At 72.2% G+C, this 13,796-nt stretch carries 15 protein-coding genes; 3 read left to right on the top strand and 12 right to left on the bottom strand.

Features of this window, described 5'->3' with window-relative positions; genetic code table 11:
- Nucleotides 1–224 precede the first annotated feature (224 nt).
- From OHT52_RS16205 to OHT52_RS16195, 3 genes are read right to left on the bottom strand one after another with little or no spacing between them, the layout of a single operon-like run.
- Nucleotides 225–1,265 (bottom strand): hypothetical protein, encoded by a 1,041-nt coding sequence (locus OHT52_RS16205; RefSeq protein WP_328720853.1) that lies wholly within the window; start codon nt 1,263–1,265, stop codon nt 225–227.
- Complete coding sequence (locus OHT52_RS16200) at nt 1,262–2,140, bottom strand: hypothetical protein (RefSeq protein ID WP_328720851.1); 879 nt, start codon at nt 2,138–2,140, stop codon at nt 1,262–1,264. The genes OHT52_RS16205 and OHT52_RS16200 overlap by 4 nt, the downstream gene beginning before the upstream one ends.
- Nucleotides 2,137–2,946, bottom strand: a complete 810-nt coding sequence (locus OHT52_RS16195) for a hypothetical protein (RefSeq protein WP_328720850.1) — start codon at nt 2,944–2,946, stop codon at nt 2,137–2,139. Before OHT52_RS16195 ends, OHT52_RS16200 begins: the two co-directional genes overlap by 4 nt.
- A 257-nt stretch (nt 2,947–3,203) precedes the next feature.
- On the opposite strand from OHT52_RS16195, the gene OHT52_RS16190 reads away from it, so the two are divergent.
- Nucleotides 3,204–3,566 carry a DsrE family protein gene (locus tag OHT52_RS16190; RefSeq protein ID WP_327176566.1) on the top strand — a complete coding sequence of 121 codons (363 nt, stop codon included), beginning with the start codon at nt 3,204–3,206 and terminating at the stop codon, nt 3,564–3,566.
- Between the two features lie 44 nt (nt 3,567–3,610).
- Here the strand turns inward: OHT52_RS16190 and OHT52_RS16185 are convergent, their stop codons facing one another.
- From OHT52_RS16185 to OHT52_RS16155, 8 genes are all read right to left on the bottom strand, one after another.
- A complete protein-coding gene (locus tag OHT52_RS16185; RefSeq protein WP_328720847.1) occupies nt 3,611–3,874 on the bottom strand; it encodes a DUF3099 domain-containing protein in 264 nt (87 codons plus the stop codon).
- Between the two features lie 146 nt (nt 3,875–4,020).
- Nucleotides 4,021–4,308: a DUF1416 domain-containing protein gene (locus OHT52_RS16180; RefSeq protein WP_030590573.1), complete on the bottom strand. Its 288-nt coding sequence runs from the start codon at nt 4,306–4,308 to the stop codon at nt 4,021–4,023.
- A gap of 36 nt (nt 4,309–4,344) precedes the next feature.
- Nucleotides 4,345–5,184, bottom strand: coding sequence for a sulfurtransferase (locus tag OHT52_RS16175; protein WP_328720844.1), 840 nt, complete (start codon nt 5,182–5,184; stop codon nt 4,345–4,347).
- Between the two features lie 163 nt (nt 5,185–5,347).
- The gene (locus OHT52_RS31495; RefSeq protein ID WP_350310325.1) at nt 5,348–5,428 is read right to left on the bottom strand and encodes a putative leader peptide; all 81 of its coding nucleotides are present in this window, start codon (nt 5,426–5,428) and stop codon (nt 5,348–5,350) included.
- 247 nt (nt 5,429–5,675) lie between these two features.
- The gene (locus tag OHT52_RS16170; RefSeq protein WP_328720843.1) at nt 5,676–6,368 is read right to left on the bottom strand and encodes an LmeA family phospholipid-binding protein; all 693 of its coding nucleotides are present in this window, start codon (nt 6,366–6,368) and stop codon (nt 5,676–5,678) included.
- Nucleotides 6,369–6,483: 115 nt separating this feature from the next.
- Nucleotides 6,484–7,941: a hypothetical protein gene (locus OHT52_RS16165; protein ID WP_328723761.1), complete on the bottom strand. Its 1,458-nt coding sequence runs from the start codon at nt 7,939–7,941 to the stop codon at nt 6,484–6,486.
- Between the two features lie 313 nt (nt 7,942–8,254).
- Nucleotides 8,255–8,509, bottom strand: a complete 255-nt coding sequence (locus OHT52_RS16160) for a MoaD/ThiS family protein (protein WP_328720841.1) — start codon at nt 8,507–8,509, stop codon at nt 8,255–8,257.
- Between the two features lie 122 nt (nt 8,510–8,631).
- Nucleotides 8,632–9,594 carry an alpha/beta hydrolase gene (locus OHT52_RS16155; RefSeq protein ID WP_328720839.1) on the bottom strand — a complete coding sequence of 321 codons (963 nt, stop codon included), beginning with the start codon at nt 9,592–9,594 and terminating at the stop codon, nt 8,632–8,634.
- A gap of 310 nt (nt 9,595–9,904) precedes the next feature.
- Between OHT52_RS16155 and OHT52_RS16150 the strand changes: the two genes are divergently transcribed.
- Nucleotides 9,905–10,717: a response regulator transcription factor gene (locus tag OHT52_RS16150; protein ID WP_328720837.1), complete on the top strand. Its 813-nt coding sequence runs from the start codon at nt 9,905–9,907 to the stop codon at nt 10,715–10,717.
- A gap of 24 nt (nt 10,718–10,741) precedes the next feature.
- Nucleotides 10,742–11,785 (top strand): LacI family DNA-binding transcriptional regulator, encoded by a 1,044-nt coding sequence (locus OHT52_RS16145; RefSeq protein WP_328720836.1) that lies wholly within the window; start codon nt 10,742–10,744, stop codon nt 11,783–11,785.
- A gap of 198 nt (nt 11,786–11,983) precedes the next feature.
- Here OHT52_RS16145 and OHT52_RS16140 read toward each other — a convergent pair whose 3' ends face one another.
- Complete coding sequence (locus tag OHT52_RS16140; protein WP_328720835.1) at nt 11,984–13,615, bottom strand: serine/threonine-protein kinase; 1,632 nt, start codon at nt 13,613–13,615, stop codon at nt 11,984–11,986.
- Nucleotides 13,616–13,796: the final 181 nt, after the last annotated feature.

Genomic DNA, 13,796 nt, shown 5'->3' with positions numbered 1-13,796 from the left:
GGCCCTGGTACAGCTTCTTCACGGTCACCGCTGCGAAGGCGAGGACGCCGACGCAGACCAGGACCAGCAGGGTGGAGAAGAAAACCTCAAGCACGGGAGCTCCTCGTAGCGAGCGAATGGCTGCAATGGCGCCAATACAGGGCCGGGCCCCAGCCTAGTCGGTAGGGGCCCGGCTCTCTCGTTCAGGTCCGCGCGGTGCCTCGGCGGTGGGGCACCGGCCGGGATCAGCCCAGCAGCTGGTTCTGGAGGATCACCGTCTGCTGGAACGGCACCTTCGCCGCCTTCCCGCCGCCCCCTCGGGACTGCTCGATCATCGCGACGGTGTCCCCCGCGATGACGTACGCGACCCGGGTGTGCTCCTTGTCGTACGGCTTCTCCTCGTCGAAGACGTACGGCTGGACGTCGGCCGAGATCGTGTCGTCCGGCCAGGAATCGTCCAGGACCAGACCCGTCACGCCGGCGGGCAGCGGCTGCTCCCCGTTGCGCATGGACAGCTCGTCGCCCAGGTCGGTGGCGAACGCGACCGAGTTGAACTGGAGCAGGTAGATCTTGGTCGAGGTGCCGTCCGGCATCGTCCAGCCGCGCCCCGCCGTGTGGCGCAGTGCGGAGTCCGTCAGGACCTGTCCGAGGTGGGACCGGTCGTCCCCGGCGAACTCCGAGAGGAACTGCGCCGAGGGGACCCAGTCGCCGGTGAGCTTCTTGTCCGGCACCGACCCGGCCGGGGCGGGCAGCAGCAGCTTCCGCACGTCGGCGTAGTGGATCTCCGCGTCGTTGGAGGCGTCGAAGGGGCGGGCCTTGCCGGGAGGCAGCGCGGGCAGCGCGAGCTCGGGGTAGTCCCACCGGCCGTCGCTCACGGTGGAGAGGCCGGGCACGTCGGTCCGCTCCATCGAGGTGATCCCGTAGGCGGTCCCGGCCGAGGCGGCACCGAAGACCAGCACGGCGGCGGTCCAGCGCGCGACGGCACGCAGCGCGCGCCGGGGCTTCCGCGGACCCGCGGGGGGCTCCTGCCACCCCGTGCTCACCAGCGGTACGGCCGCGTCCCCCACCGGCACGGCCGCGTCCCCGGCGGGCGGGGGAGGCAGAGGCGCTGGTCCCCCGGGGAGCGGCGGCGGTGCGGGCGCCGGGACCGGCGGTGCGGGCGCCGGGACCGGCGGTACCTCCGCCGGGGCGGGGGCGGACGCGGGTGCGGGCTCCGCCGGGTCCGGTACCGGGGCGGGCGCGGGCGTGTCGGCCCGCGGCTGCGGGGCCACCGTCTGCTCGGTCATATGTACTCCCCCGGGGACTTGATGTGGTCGAGCTGGTCCTTCACCAGATCGGCGACGTCGGACATGCTCATGGGCTCCGTCCCCTCGGCGTCGACGCTGATGAGGAGTTCGCCCTCGTACGCCGTGCACGTCACGCCGTCGAGCCCGTCCTCGTTCTTGGGGTACCGGAAGCAGAGGGCCTTCTTGTAGCCCTTGATCTTCGGACCGTCGCGGAAGACGTCGAGCCCGTCCATGAACCCGGTGTCGGCGGACCACAGGTCGTACAGCGTCTTGGTGTCCTTCATCTTCACGACCCCGATGACGGCCGTCATCCCGGACTGCGGCGACACGTAGGACCGCTGGGCCAGCCCCTGGACCTTCATCCGGTCGATGCGCTTCTCGTACGCGCGGCGGTCCTTGCCCGCCAGACCGTGTGCCGACTCCTTGAAGACGGCCGTGGCTTCCTTGCCGCTGATCACGCTGTCGTTGCTCAGCTCCCCGACGTCCATGCCGAGCTGCCAGTCCTTCGTCGCCGGGAGGAGCAGCTTGCTGAGTTCGGAGTCGGACCGGCCCGCCAGAGCGGCCGTTCCGAGATCCTTCTCCTTGTCCTTCGCCTTTCCGTACTCCTTCGGCGCGCCCTTGGGCCAGAGGACGGTGGGCGAGGTGCGGTCCGCCGAGTCGACGGTGTTCTTCGTGTACACGCCGGCCCCGGCGATCACGCCGAGGACGACCACGGCCGGCACGACGTACCGCGCCACCCGCATCACCCGGCCGGTACCGGCCTTCGCCGCCGGGGCGGCCGCCGCGTCCGGGACCGGCGCGGCGTCGGGCGCGGCATCGACGGGCGTGCCGGGTACGGCGTCCGGGGTCACGGCCTCGTTCTTCTCGTCGTTCACAGCCGCTCCAACTGGCGCTCGGCCAGGCTCCGGATGGTCTTCTTGCCGATCGGCTCGGAGTCGAAAACGAAGATGTCCATCACGATGTCCCCGCGCACCGCGATGGCCCTGGCCTGGTACATCGGCAGGTATCCGGCCTCGCGCTGGACCGGGTAGATGAAGTAGCGGCCGTCGAGGCTGCCCTTGATGGGGTCGCCTTCGCTGTCCGCCCCCTCCTCGTACGGCAGGTAGTTCATCTGCGCGGCGAAGTGGTCCGCGGCGCCGAGGGAGTCACCGGAGCGGTACTGCACGAGGTTGATCTTCGTTTCGCGGTGCTCGCCCTCCGCCCAGGACGCCTCCGCGAGGCGCCGGACGCCGCTGCCCAGCAGGTCGTCGAACATGTAGTCGGGTCTCTCGTAATTCGAGGCGTAGTCGGAGAGGGTCATCCAGCCCGTGCCGTATCCCTCGCCCACGTCGGCGTTCTTGGGGGCGCTCAGCAGCAGCTCGGTCAGGTCGCCGTCCGTCTTCACCTGGCGGTCCTGGGCCACCGGCAGCGGGTCGGAGGCCTTGCCCGGCTTCGCCGGGTAGGCGAGCCGCGCGTGCGCGAGCGTGCCCAGCGGGGTCGGGTCGCGGTCGGCCTGCACGCCGAACCCCACGGCCCCACCGATGGCCACGCCGAGCACGGCGGCGGCCAGCACGATCAACGAGGTACGGCCGCGCGGACGACGGCGGACGGCATCCGGGGCCGGTTCGGCGGCGGGGTCCTGCGCGGCGGCCGGGGGCACGGGCACGAACGGCGCGGGCGGCACGGCGCCGGCGGGCGCCACGGCATCGGCGGGCGCGGGAGGTGCGGCGGGCGGGGGCGGTGCAGCGGGCGCGGAAGGCGCGGGCGGGTTCAGGTTCTCACCAGTGTTCGCGGCCTGCGGCCCGTCCGGCGACGGGACGACATCGCCGGAATTGGTGTCTTTCGGTTCCAAAAGGGTCCCCCCATAAGAGACCTGAGGCGCGGGTTCCATTACCTGCGCACACAACAGACCCACAGGCCACAGGAGGGGTTGCACGGTGGACGGTTACAGTTCGGCATATGCCGAAGAAGCTCGTGATCAAGGTGACCGCAGGGGCCGACTCCGCCGAGCGGTGCTCGCAGGCGTTCACGGTGGCGGCGGTCGCCGTCGCCAGCGGGGTGGAGGTCTCGCTCTGGCTGACCGGGGAGTCCGCCTGGTTCGCCCTGCCCGGCCGTGCGGCCGATTTCGAACTCCCGCACGCCGCGCCGCTGCCCGACCTCATCGAGTCGATCATGGCGGGCGGCCGGATCACCCTCTGCACCCAGTGCGCGGCGCGACGCGACATCACGGAGCGGGACGTCCTGGAGGGTGTACGCATCGCCGGGGCGCAGGTCTTCGTCCAAGAGGCGATGGCGGACGGCACCCAAGCGCTCGTCTACTGACGGACACTGACGGCCCGTCAGGCGCCAAACGGGCCTCGACAGCCCTACCGGCGCCGCTTCCTGCCGTCCAGCTCGTCCCACCACTCGTCGGACTTCGGGTCCCCCGACGGGTACTCGTCCCACCAACGGTCCTCGGGTCCGCGGCGGTTGGCGACCATCGCGGCGATCGGCGGGATGACCATGGCGACCACGCACATACAGACGGCGGCCGGCACGGACCAGAGGCGCACGACGGCCCAGGCGGACACGAAGAGGACGACGCATCCGCCCATCAGCAGGAAATAACCGCGCCGGCGCCGGGCGTACATGCTTCCAGCGTACGGGCAGCACGAAGGGCCGCACCCCTTCTGTCACAGGTGGCGTCCAACCCCCTGGGGTACGGCCCTCCGGCCCTGCCTCACCGGTGCGGCACCCGGCTCCCGCCGGGGCCGCCCCGATCAGCGGCTCATGTCGGTCAGACGGCGATGGCCACCTCGGAGAGGCCACCGGTCTGCGCGACGACAGTGCGGTCGGCACTGCCGCCCGGAACCAGCGCGCGGACCGTCCAGGTCCCCTCGGCCGCGTAGAAGCGGAACTGCCCGGTCGCAGAGGTCGGAACCTCGGCGGTGAACTCGCCGGTCGAGTCCAGCAGACGGACGTAACCGGTGACGGGCTCGCCGTCGCGGGTCACGCTGCCCTGGATCGTCGTCTCACCGGGCTTGATGGTCGAAGCGTCGGGGCCGCCGGCCTGTGCTCCACACATGGTGTTCAGTCCTTCTGGGTCGAGGGGTCCTGCGAATTACTTGTTGGCGCCGAGCTCGATCGGCACGCCCACCAGGGAGCCGTACTCGGTCCACGAACCGTCGTAGTTCTTGACGTTCTCCTGGCCGAGCAGCTCGTGCAGGACGAACCAGGTCAGCGCGGAGCGCTCACCGATGCGGCAGTAGGCGATGGTGTCCTTCGCCAGGTCGACCTGCTCGTCCTCGTAGAGGGCCTTGAGCTCGTCGTCCGACTTGAAGGTGCCGTCGTCGTTGGCGTTCTTCGACCACGGGATGTTGCGGGCGCCGGGCACGTGGCCGGGACGCTGCGACTGCTCCTGCGGAAGGTGCGCCGGGGCGAGCAGCTTGCCGCTGAACTCGTCGGGCGACCGCACGTCGACCAGGTTCAGGGTGCCGATGGCCGCCACGACGTCGTCGCGGTAGGCGCGGATCGACTCGTCCTGGGCCTTGGCCTTGTACTCGGTGGCCGGGCGCGACGGGACGGCGTCGGTCAGGTCGCGGGAGTCCAGCTCCCACTTCTTGCGGCCACCGTCGAGGAGCTTGACGTTCTCGTGGCCGTAGAGCTTGAAGTACCAGTACGCGTACGAGGCGAACCAGTTGTTGTTGCCGCCGTAGAGGACCACCAGGGTGTCGTTGGCGATGCCCTTCTCCGACAGGAGCTTCTCGAAGCCGGCCTGGTCGACGAAGTCACGGCGGACCGGGTCCTGGAGGTCCTTCGTCCAGTCGATCCGGATGGCGTTCTTGATGTGGTTCTTCTCGTACGCCGAGGTGTCCTCGTCGACCTCGACAATGGCGACCTGCGCGTCGTCGATGTGGGCCTCGACCCAGTCTGCGTCGACCAGTACGTCGCTGCGGCTCATGCTGTTCTCCTCCGGGGCAGTCTGCGGCGGTGTCGTGCGGAGTGAAGAGTGCTGCGGGTACACGCGGACGCCGGGCGTGGGCGTGTACCGGGGCACGGACCGGCCCCGACGGTTCAACGGTCGAGGGGCCGGAGGGAAGCGGGACGGAACGGAAACGTCCTGCTCAGAAGGTGCGACAGAGCATGGCGGCGACGCGGCACAGGTCTACTGCCCGCCGCTTCGTGAGATCCGCCTGTCGTTTCATGTGTCCGATCGTAGGGAGCCGGGGGCGGGGCTGTCACCGGCATACCGGATGATGAGACGGTATGGTCCGAGATGCGAGACACGGGAGGGCGATCCGGCCTTCGCCCTCCCCCTCCGGGGGACCGGACCGGCGTCACATCTGCGGTACGGACACCCCCGTCTCACCATCCGGGCGCCGGTCCCGCGCCCTCGCCACGGACGGCGAACCCGGCGCCGCCCCGCCCGGACGCCCGGACGCCCGCCCGGTCTCAGCCCGCGAGGGCGATGTCGGTGGCCTCCACCGAGACCTCCAGCCCCTCCGGAAGCGCCTCGATCTTCTTCAGCACCACACCGTCGGGCAGTCCGCCGAGGTTCCGCTCGAAGTCGGTGCGGGACCGCACCAGTCCCTCCAGGCCGGGGATGTCCTCACCCGGCACCACGTCGGCCCGGACCCGGACGGTACGGCCGTCGGCCAGGGTGACCGAGGAGACGACACTGCGGGAGACGCTGCCGAGGCCCGGTACGTCCACGCTGCCGGTGACCTTGACCTTCCCGTTGTCGGCGTACTGCACGGTGATGCCGTCCTCGGCGGCGGCCGTCAGGTCCGCGTAGCTGACCAGCGCGGTGCCCTTGACCAGTCCGGCCCGGGCACTGGAGTACCCCTCGCCGATGACGACCCGGTCGAGCTCGGCCCGCAGCTCGTTGATCCGGATGGTGTTGCCGTCGCTGCCCGCCCGGATGCCCTTGAGCGTGACGTCGACCCGGTCGAGGTTCCGGCCCGCGATCTGGGTGAGGAAGGGGAAGCCGTGGATCGAGACGTCGGTCGAGGCTGCCGTGGCACCGGTGAACTCGACCCGGTCCGCCGCCTCGTTCTCGGCGAAGTGGAGAGCCAGGCGGTCGACGGCCACGAAGAGGCCCCCCAGCACCACCACGACGATCAGCAGTATTCGCAGTGCGCGCATGCCTGTTCTTCTCCCACTCGCGTCGACGGACTCCGGGCTTCCCATGTGCCTGACACGGCCACGGAAAGCCCGGAGTGAGCGACGAAGCGGGGTACCCGGTCGGTTCCCGGAAAGATCAGCCGATCATCCGGCCGACGAGGTAGACGGCCGGCGCCGCGGCGGTCAGCGGCAGCGCCACACCGGCCGTCATGTGGACGAACCGGGACGGGTAGTCGTAGCTGGCCGCCCGGAGCCCGACGAGGGCGCAGACGCCCGCCGCGAGGCCGGCCGACACCGCACCCGGCAGACCGATTCCGGCGAGCTCGCCGCCCACCGCACCCGCCGCGACGGCGACGGCCAGAGCCCCGGCCACGGAGACCGGCTCGGGCAGCGGCAGCGCGCGCACCAGCGCGGCGGCGGCGACGGCGAGCGCACCCGCGACCACCACGTCCGGATCCGCCGCGAGGTACCCGCCCGCCAGCACCGCGAGGGCCGCCGACACGACGGTGGCCATCAGCCCGTGCATCCGCTCGTCGGCCCCCGCGTGGCTCCGCAGCTGGAGCACGAGCGTGAGCAGCACCCACACCCCGAGCGTGCCGAGGAGAGCGGCCGGGCCGTGCTCACGACCGGCTGCGAGCAGCGCGATGTCCGCGACGAACCCGCCGAGGAAGGCCAGCGCGATGCCCTGCCGGGCCGGCCACATGCCGTTGAGCCGGAACCACCCGGCCGCGGTGACGGCCTGGAGCAGCACCAGTGGCACCGCCAGCGCGTACTGACCGAGCGCGGCGCCGACCGCCACCAGCAGGCCGAGCACGGCGGTCAGCGCGGCGGGCTGCATGCCCGGCGCGATGATCGGCGAACGGCCTTCGGCGCGGGCGCGCTGGGCGTCGGTGATCCGCGTGTTGCCGAGCGTGGTGGGAGCGCTGTACCCCTCCGCACCGGGCCGCTCCGGAGCGGCAGCGGTCGTGGCCGCCCCCACGGGCGCGCCGAACCGCTCCGCCGTCGGCGGCTGGCCCGCCGGTGCCACCGGGACTTCGGCGGGCAGCGGGTAGGAGGCCGGCGCGGGAGCCTGCGGACCGGCGACCGGCGGCAGAAAGGCCGTCTGCGCCGCGTCGGGCGCGGCCTGTTGCGGCTGGTGCTGTGTCTGCCCCCACGCCTGCTGGGGGCCTTGCTGCGGGCCCTGCTGGGGGCCCTGCTGGGGACCCTGCTGCGGGGCGTACCCCTGCTGCGCCTGCGCGTACGGCGACCCGGGCTGCCCGTACTCCTGCGGGGCCTGCCCGTACTCCTGCGAGGGCTGCTGCCCGTACTCCTGCTGGGGCTGTCCGTACTCCTGCTGGGGCTGCCCGTACGGCTGCGAGGGCTGCTGTTGCCCGTACCCCTGCTGCCCGTACGCGTGCGGCGGGTACTGCGCCTGGGCCCGGCCGGGCTGCCCGTACTCCTGGGGCTGCCCGTGGACCGGCTGCTGCTGGTGCTGCGGCTGCGGGGCCCGGGGCTGCTGGTACTGCGGGGCCTGCGGCTGCTGCTGCTGCGGCTGGACCGTGGGCTGGTACTGGGTGTCCCAGGTCTGCCCCTGCCAGGTCTGCGTGGAGCCCATGTCCGCACCGCCGGAGCCGTACCCCGACCCCTGCGCCGCGTGCCCGTGCTGCGCCGGCTGCCCGTACTGGCCCGGCTGCCCGTACTGGCCCGGCTGCCCGTACTGGCCCGGCTGCCCGTACTGCTCCGGCTGCCCGCCGTGGCCCTGCTGCTGCTCGTACGCCGGTGCGGCGGCGGGGCCGCCGGGGTACTGCTGCCGGCCCGGGTGGGCGTGCTCGGGGTACGCCTCGCCGTCGCCGTACGTGTACGGCTCCCGGCCCTGCGGCCGGGCGCCGCTCTGGTCCCTGTTCTGTGCGCTGCTCATCGTCTCCGGTTCACCCTCCTGCGAACGGCGGGAGCACCTCGACCGTGCCGCCCTCGGCAAGGCGTACCGTCTCATGCCGCCGCGCTCCGACCGGAGCCCCGTCGACCAGGAACGAGCACCTCATGAGCACCCGCACCAGCTCTCCGGGGTGACGTCCGCGCGCGGCGTCCAGCGCCTCCGCCAGTGTCGTCGCCGCGTACGGCTCCTCCGCGGTGCCCGCGGCGGCCTTGGCCGCGGCCCAGTAACGGATCGTGCCCGCCGCCATGGCGGCACCTCCTTCGTCGTCCGTCCGTCGTTGCGATCACACACGTCACACACATCACATGGGCCACATGCGTCACGCGGAAACTCGCGCCCGGCCGTGCCGCGCGCGCTGTCCATGATGGGTCACGCGCCGACGGCCCAGTCGGCCATCCGGCCGAGCAGTGCCTCGTCCGCCGCGTTCTCGGCGTGTCCCATGCCCCGCTCCAGCCACAGTTCGGCGGCACCCCGGGCCGCCGCGTCCGCCAGCATCCGGGGGTGGTCCAGCGGGAAGTACGGGTCGCGGTCGCCGTGCACCACCAGCAGCGGGGCGGGCGCGATCAGCGGGACCGCCTCCACCGGGGAGAGCGGCACGGGGTCCCAGTCCTCGTCGTGGATGCGGGTGCCCAGCCCGTACCGGCCGACCAGCCGCCCCGTGGGGCGGGTGACCACCCAGTGCAGCCGGCGCATCGACGCGGTGCCCCGGTAGTACCAGCGGGCCGGGGAGCTGACGGAGATCACTCCGTCGACGTGGGCGGAGCCGGCGGCGAGGACGGCGGCAGAGCCGGAGCCGGCGGCGAGGGCGGGGGCAGAGCCGGGAGCGAGGGCGGGGGCGGGGCCCGACGATTCCGCCACCCCCCGAACGGCCCCCTCTTTCCCTACGGTTTTCTTCGTATACAGAGCGGCCTGCCGGAGTACCACGGAACCGCCCATGGAGAACCCGACCGTAACGATTCTGCGGTGTCCCAGAGACCTCGCCCAGGCCACCGCTGCGGCCAGGTCGAGGACCTCGCGATCCCCCACCGTGGACTTTCCGCCGGAGTTTCCGTGACCCCGAAAGGAGAACGTCACCACGGCCGCACGCTGCGAGAACGCCCTCGCGGCGCGCCGGACGGCGGGCCGGTCGAGTGAGCCGGTGAAGCCGTGCGCGACCACGATGGCCGTCTGCTCCGCGACCCCTGCGGCGCCCGGCCCGGCACCTGCCGTACACGGCTCGTACACCGCCTCCACCGGCACCCCGTCATCGGTGAGCAATGTGGCGTACTGCGGGGTTCGCGTGATCAAGGGAACAGAAGAACTCACGAATCGACCCTCGGAGAGTGAACTCATGTGGGCTATTCTGCTGCGAAGAGGATCCGGGCAGAGCAGCCCCCGGATCCTTTTGTGCTTTCCGCGCGTTGTTACGGAGACGTTTCAACAAGCTCAGCGACCCCAGGGCGCGGGGCCGCACCCGTAAAACCTGTATGACGAATGCCGCAAGGCTCAGCCGTACAGCCGTTCAGCAGTACGAAGTGATGTGCCGCATCTCCCCCGGGTCCGACCCGGGAGTGCCCCTCTCGCAGGGAACGAGGAGGACCGACGTAATGGGCGAGCGAAACGTGCACCACGATCGACCGACGACCGAGGCAGGTGAGCGGCGATGAGCTCACTGCTGCTCCTGACGAATGCCCTTCAACCGTCGACGGAGGTGCTCCCCGCCCTCGGTCTTCTGCTCCACAGCGTGCGGGTGGCCCCCGCCGAGGGACCCGCTCTCGTCGACACCCCCGGTGCCGACGTCATCCTGGTCGACGGGAGGCGTGACCTTCCGCAGGTCCGCTCCCTCTGCCAGCTGCTCCGCTCCACCGGGCCGGGCTGTCCGCTGATCCTCGTCGTCACCGAGGGCGGCCTCGCGGCTGTCACCGCCGACTGGGGCATCGACGACGTCCTGCTGGACACCGCGGGCCCGGCCGAGGTCGAGGCCCGGCTCCGGCTCGCCACCGGCCGGCAGCAGATCACCGCCGACGACTCCCCCATGGAGATCCGCAACGGCGATCTCTCCGTGGACGAGGCGACGTACAGCGCGAAGCTCAAGGGCCGGGTCCTCGACCTGACCTTCAAGGAGTTCGAGCTGCTCAAGTACCTCGCGCAGCACCCGGGCCGGGTCTTCACCCGCGCCCAGCTGCTCCAAGAGGTGTGGGGTTACGACTACTTCGGCGGTACGCGCACGGTCGACGTCCACGTCCGGCGGCTGCGCGCCAAGCTCGGCCCCGAGCACGAGTCGCTCATCGGCACCGTCCGCAACGTCGGTTACCGGTTCGTCGCGCCGGAGAAGGGCGACCGGAAACCGGCGGCCCAGGAATCGGCGTCCCGGGGCGGCACTCCGGCGGACCGTCCGGCGGAGCGTCCGGCGGAGCGTTCCGAGCCGGCGGAGGCCACCGAAGAGGAACCCGTGGTCACACCTGTGAAGAGGTAGTTCCATCCGCGTAGACTGCCGCGCGTGGCCAAGGTGACGCGGGACGATGTGGCAAGACTGGCGGGTACGTCGACCGCGGTCGTCAGCTACGTCATCAACAACGGACCCAGGCCGGTCGCCCCGGCCACGCGCGAGCGGGTACTCGCCGCCATCAAGGAGCTGGGCTACCGGCCCGACCGGGTTGCCCAGGCGATGGCGTCGAGGCGGACCGACCTCATAGGGATGATCGTGCCGGACGCCCGGCAGGCGTTCTTCGCGGAGATGGCGCACGCCGTCGAACAGGCCGCCGCCGAGCGCGGAAAGATGGTCCTCGTCGGCAACTCCGACTACCGCGACGAACGCGAGGTCCACTACCTCCGGGCCTTCCTCGGCATGCGGGTCTCCGGTCTGATCCTGGTCAGCCAGGGCCCCAGCGAACGGGCCGCCGCCGAGATAGAGGCGTGGGACGCCCGGGTGGTGCTGCTGCACGAGCGCCCCGAGGCGATCGACGACGTCGCGGTGGTCACCGACGACGTCGGCGGCGCCCAGCTCGCCACCCGCCACCTGCTGGAACACGGCTACGAGTACGTCGCCTGCCTCGGCGGCATGGAGTCCACCCCGTCCGTCGGCGACCCGGTCGCCGACCACGTCGAGGGCTGGCGCCGGGCGATGCACGAGTCCGGCCGCTCCACCGAGGGCCGGCTCTTCCAGGCCCCGTACAACCGTTACGACGCCTACCAGGTGGCCCTCGGCCTCCTCGCAGGGCCGGACAGGCCGCCGGCCATCTTCTGCTCCACCGACGACCAGGCCATCGGCGTCCTGCGGGCCGCCCGCGAGCTGCGCATCGACGTGCCGGGCGAGCTGGCCGTCGCGGGCTTTGACGACGTCAAGGAAGCCGGGCTCACCGACCCGCCGCTGACCACGGTCTTCTCGGACCGCCCGGCGATGGCGCGCGCCGCCGTGGACCTGGTCCTCGACGACTCGCTGCGCGTCTCCGGCTCCCGGCGGGAGCGGCTCAAGCAGTTCCCCTCCGCGCTGGTGGTGCGGCGCTCCTGCGGCTGCGGAGAGCCCTCGCCGCACACGCCGTAGCGGGCCGCAGGAACGCGGACCGACGCGGTCGCCCCGGCCGCCCGCCGCGTCCCGTCAGCCCGTTGCCGTGAGCTCCGCCAGGAGCCGGACGGCGGCCCTGTCCGAGGCGGGTGCAGTGGTCGACGCTCACCCCGCCGGCAGGGCCGGCTCCTTCCGTCGCGGGCCGGGAAGAGCGGCCCAGCCCGCCGGCACGACGGCCTACGCCGCTCCTCGCCAGATCGTCATGTCGGCCTGGACGAAGCCGGCCTCCGGCACCGCGGTCGCCTTGATCCCGATCACGAGCAGCCCGATGTCCCCCGAGGCGCTCTTGACGCAGATCTCGCTCCCGTCCGCCGTGCCGGCGAGGAAGAGGCGGTGATCCTTCCGGCCCTTCACGGCCGAACGGCAGTCGTCGAGGGTGATGTCCCGGAAGTTGACCATCTGCCGGAACACGAGCGTGTCGCTCTCCAGTTCACAACCGGCCGTCTCGCATCCGAAACGGAGTTCCCCGGTGCCGTCCACCACCTTGACGGTCGGGTCGTCGAGGTTGGCCGAGGTCTTCGCGTCCAGGTAGACCGCGGGGTACGGCTGGGGTTTCGGGTTCCGGGACGAGGCGGAGGACGACGGAGAGCCGGCCGCGCCTTCGCCGGCGCCCAGGACCTCCGTGCCGGTGGAGTCCGACGAGCGGGCGGCGACCTGGTGGACGCTCTGGCGCACCAGGTCCATGAACGGCGGGGCGACCAGCGCGAGCAGCGCCGCGATCCCCGCCAGGGCCACGGCCGATATCAGAGCGGTGCGCCGGCCGCGCTTCGCCGTCGTCGTGGGTTCCGCCCCGGCCGGGGGGACCGGCAGGCCGAACGGGAACCGCGGCGGCTGCGCCTGTGGCACCGGCTGCGCTCGTGTCCATGGCTGTGGCTGCAGTCGCGTCCCCACCGGAGTGGGATCGGGCAGCGGCGGCGGAAGTTCGACGTCCTGCTCGCTGAACCGCCGCCACACGGCCGGCGCCCCGCCCCCGTCCGCGTCCGGCCCCAGCCGCCCCCGGCACCAGTCCAGGACCTCGTCCGGGGTGGCCCGGTCCGCCGGGTCCGCGGACAGGCACCGGGCGAAGAGCGGGCGCAGGGACTCGGGCAGCGACGAGAGGTCGGGCTCGGAGTGCACGATCCTGTACAGCACGTCGACGCCCTGGCCCTCGCCGTAGAGCGGCTCGCCCAACGCCGCGAACGCGGCGGTCTGCGCGAGGGAGAAGACGTCGGCCGCTCCGGTGACCTCTCCCCCGGAGGCCTGCTCGGGAGCCATGTACGCGGGCGTCCCCACCGCCTGCCCGGTGACCGTGTACGCGGTCGCGTCGGCCGCCGTCGCGATGCCGAAATCGATGACGCGCGGCCCGTCGACGGACAGCAGCACGTTCGACGGCTTCAGGTCCCGGTGCACGATGCCCTCGGCGTGGATGGCCCGCAGCGCCTCCGCCATCCCCGCCATCAGCCACAGCACGGCGGGAACCGACAGCGGACCGTGCCGGGCCACGGCCTGTGACAAGGACGGCCCGGGTACGTACGACGTGGCCAGCCACGGCGGTTCACCGTGCACGTCGGCGTCGATCACCTCGGCGGTGTACACCCCGCGGACCCGCTGGGCCGCCTTGATCTCCCGGGCGAACCGCCGCTGGAAACCGGGGTCGTCCGCCAGCTCCGGCCGTACGACCTTGACCGCCACCGGCCGCCCGCCCCGGGTGTACGCGAGGTAGACCCGGCCCATGCCACCGGCACCCAGCCGGGCGACGAGCCGGTAACCACCGACGACCTGCGGATCCAGCGCCCGAAGGGGCTGGAACACATCCCTCGTACCGCTCATCGGCCCGCTCCCCCACTCCCCCGCGTCGGCCGGACGGCAGCAGCCTACGTGGCACGGGCACGGACCCGGCTCGCGGGGGACGCCGACGAACGCCCCTTCCCGACGCCGTCCGTACCCGGTCACGCACACGAAATCGCCGGGCGGGTGAGCGCCACGGCCCTCCCCGGCGCCAGCGGTCCGA

Source organism: Streptomyces sp. NBC_00247 (assembly GCF_036188265.1).
In the GTDB taxonomy this organism is placed as follows: Bacteria; Actinomycetota; Actinomycetes; order Streptomycetales; family Streptomycetaceae; genus Streptomyces.
The sequence above is the reverse complement of the archived record's forward strand: the minus strand, read 5'-3'. Positions and strand labels throughout refer to the sequence as shown.

Bases quoted from the DNA above. Each gene is read 5' to 3' on its own strand.
- OHT52_RS16180 (WP_030590573.1), bottom strand. From the start codon at position 4,308: ATGTGTGGAGCACAGGCCGGCGGCCCCGACGCTTCGACCATCAAGCCC.
- OHT52_RS16155 (WP_328720839.1), bottom strand. From the start codon at position 9,594: ATGAGTTCACTCTCCGAGGGTCGATTCGTGAGTTCTTCTGTTCCCTTG.
- OHT52_RS31495 (WP_350310325.1), bottom strand. From the start codon at position 5,428: ATGAAACGACAGGCGGATCTCACGAAGCGGCGGGCAGTAGACCTGTGC.
- OHT52_RS16190 (WP_327176566.1), top strand. From the start codon at position 3,204: ATGCCGAAGAAGCTCGTGATCAAGGTGACCGCAGGGGCCGACTCCGCC.
- OHT52_RS16185 (WP_328720847.1), bottom strand. From the start codon at position 3,874: ATGTACGCCCGGCGCCGGCGCGGTTATTTCCTGCTGATGGGCGGATGC.
- OHT52_RS16205 (WP_328720853.1), bottom strand. From the start codon at position 1,265: ATGACCGAGCAGACGGTGGCCCCGCAGCCGCGGGCCGACACGCCCGCG.
- OHT52_RS16175 (WP_328720844.1), bottom strand. From the start codon at position 5,184: ATGAGCCGCAGCGACGTACTGGTCGACGCAGACTGGGTCGAGGCCCAC.
- OHT52_RS16160 (WP_328720841.1), bottom strand. From the start codon at position 8,509: ATGGCGGCGGGCACGATCCGTTACTGGGCCGCGGCCAAGGCCGCCGCG.
- OHT52_RS16140 (WP_328720835.1), bottom strand. From the start codon at position 13,615: ATGAGCGGTACGAGGGATGTGTTCCAGCCCCTTCGGGCGCTGGATCCG.
- OHT52_RS16165 (WP_328723761.1), bottom strand. From the start codon at position 7,941: ATGGGCTCCACGCAGACCTGGCAGGGGCAGACCTGGGACACCCAGTAC.
- OHT52_RS16150 (WP_328720837.1), top strand. From the start codon at position 9,905: ATGAGCTCACTGCTGCTCCTGACGAATGCCCTTCAACCGTCGACGGAG.
- OHT52_RS16170 (WP_328720843.1), bottom strand. From the start codon at position 6,368: ATGCGCGCACTGCGAATACTGCTGATCGTCGTGGTGGTGCTGGGGGGC.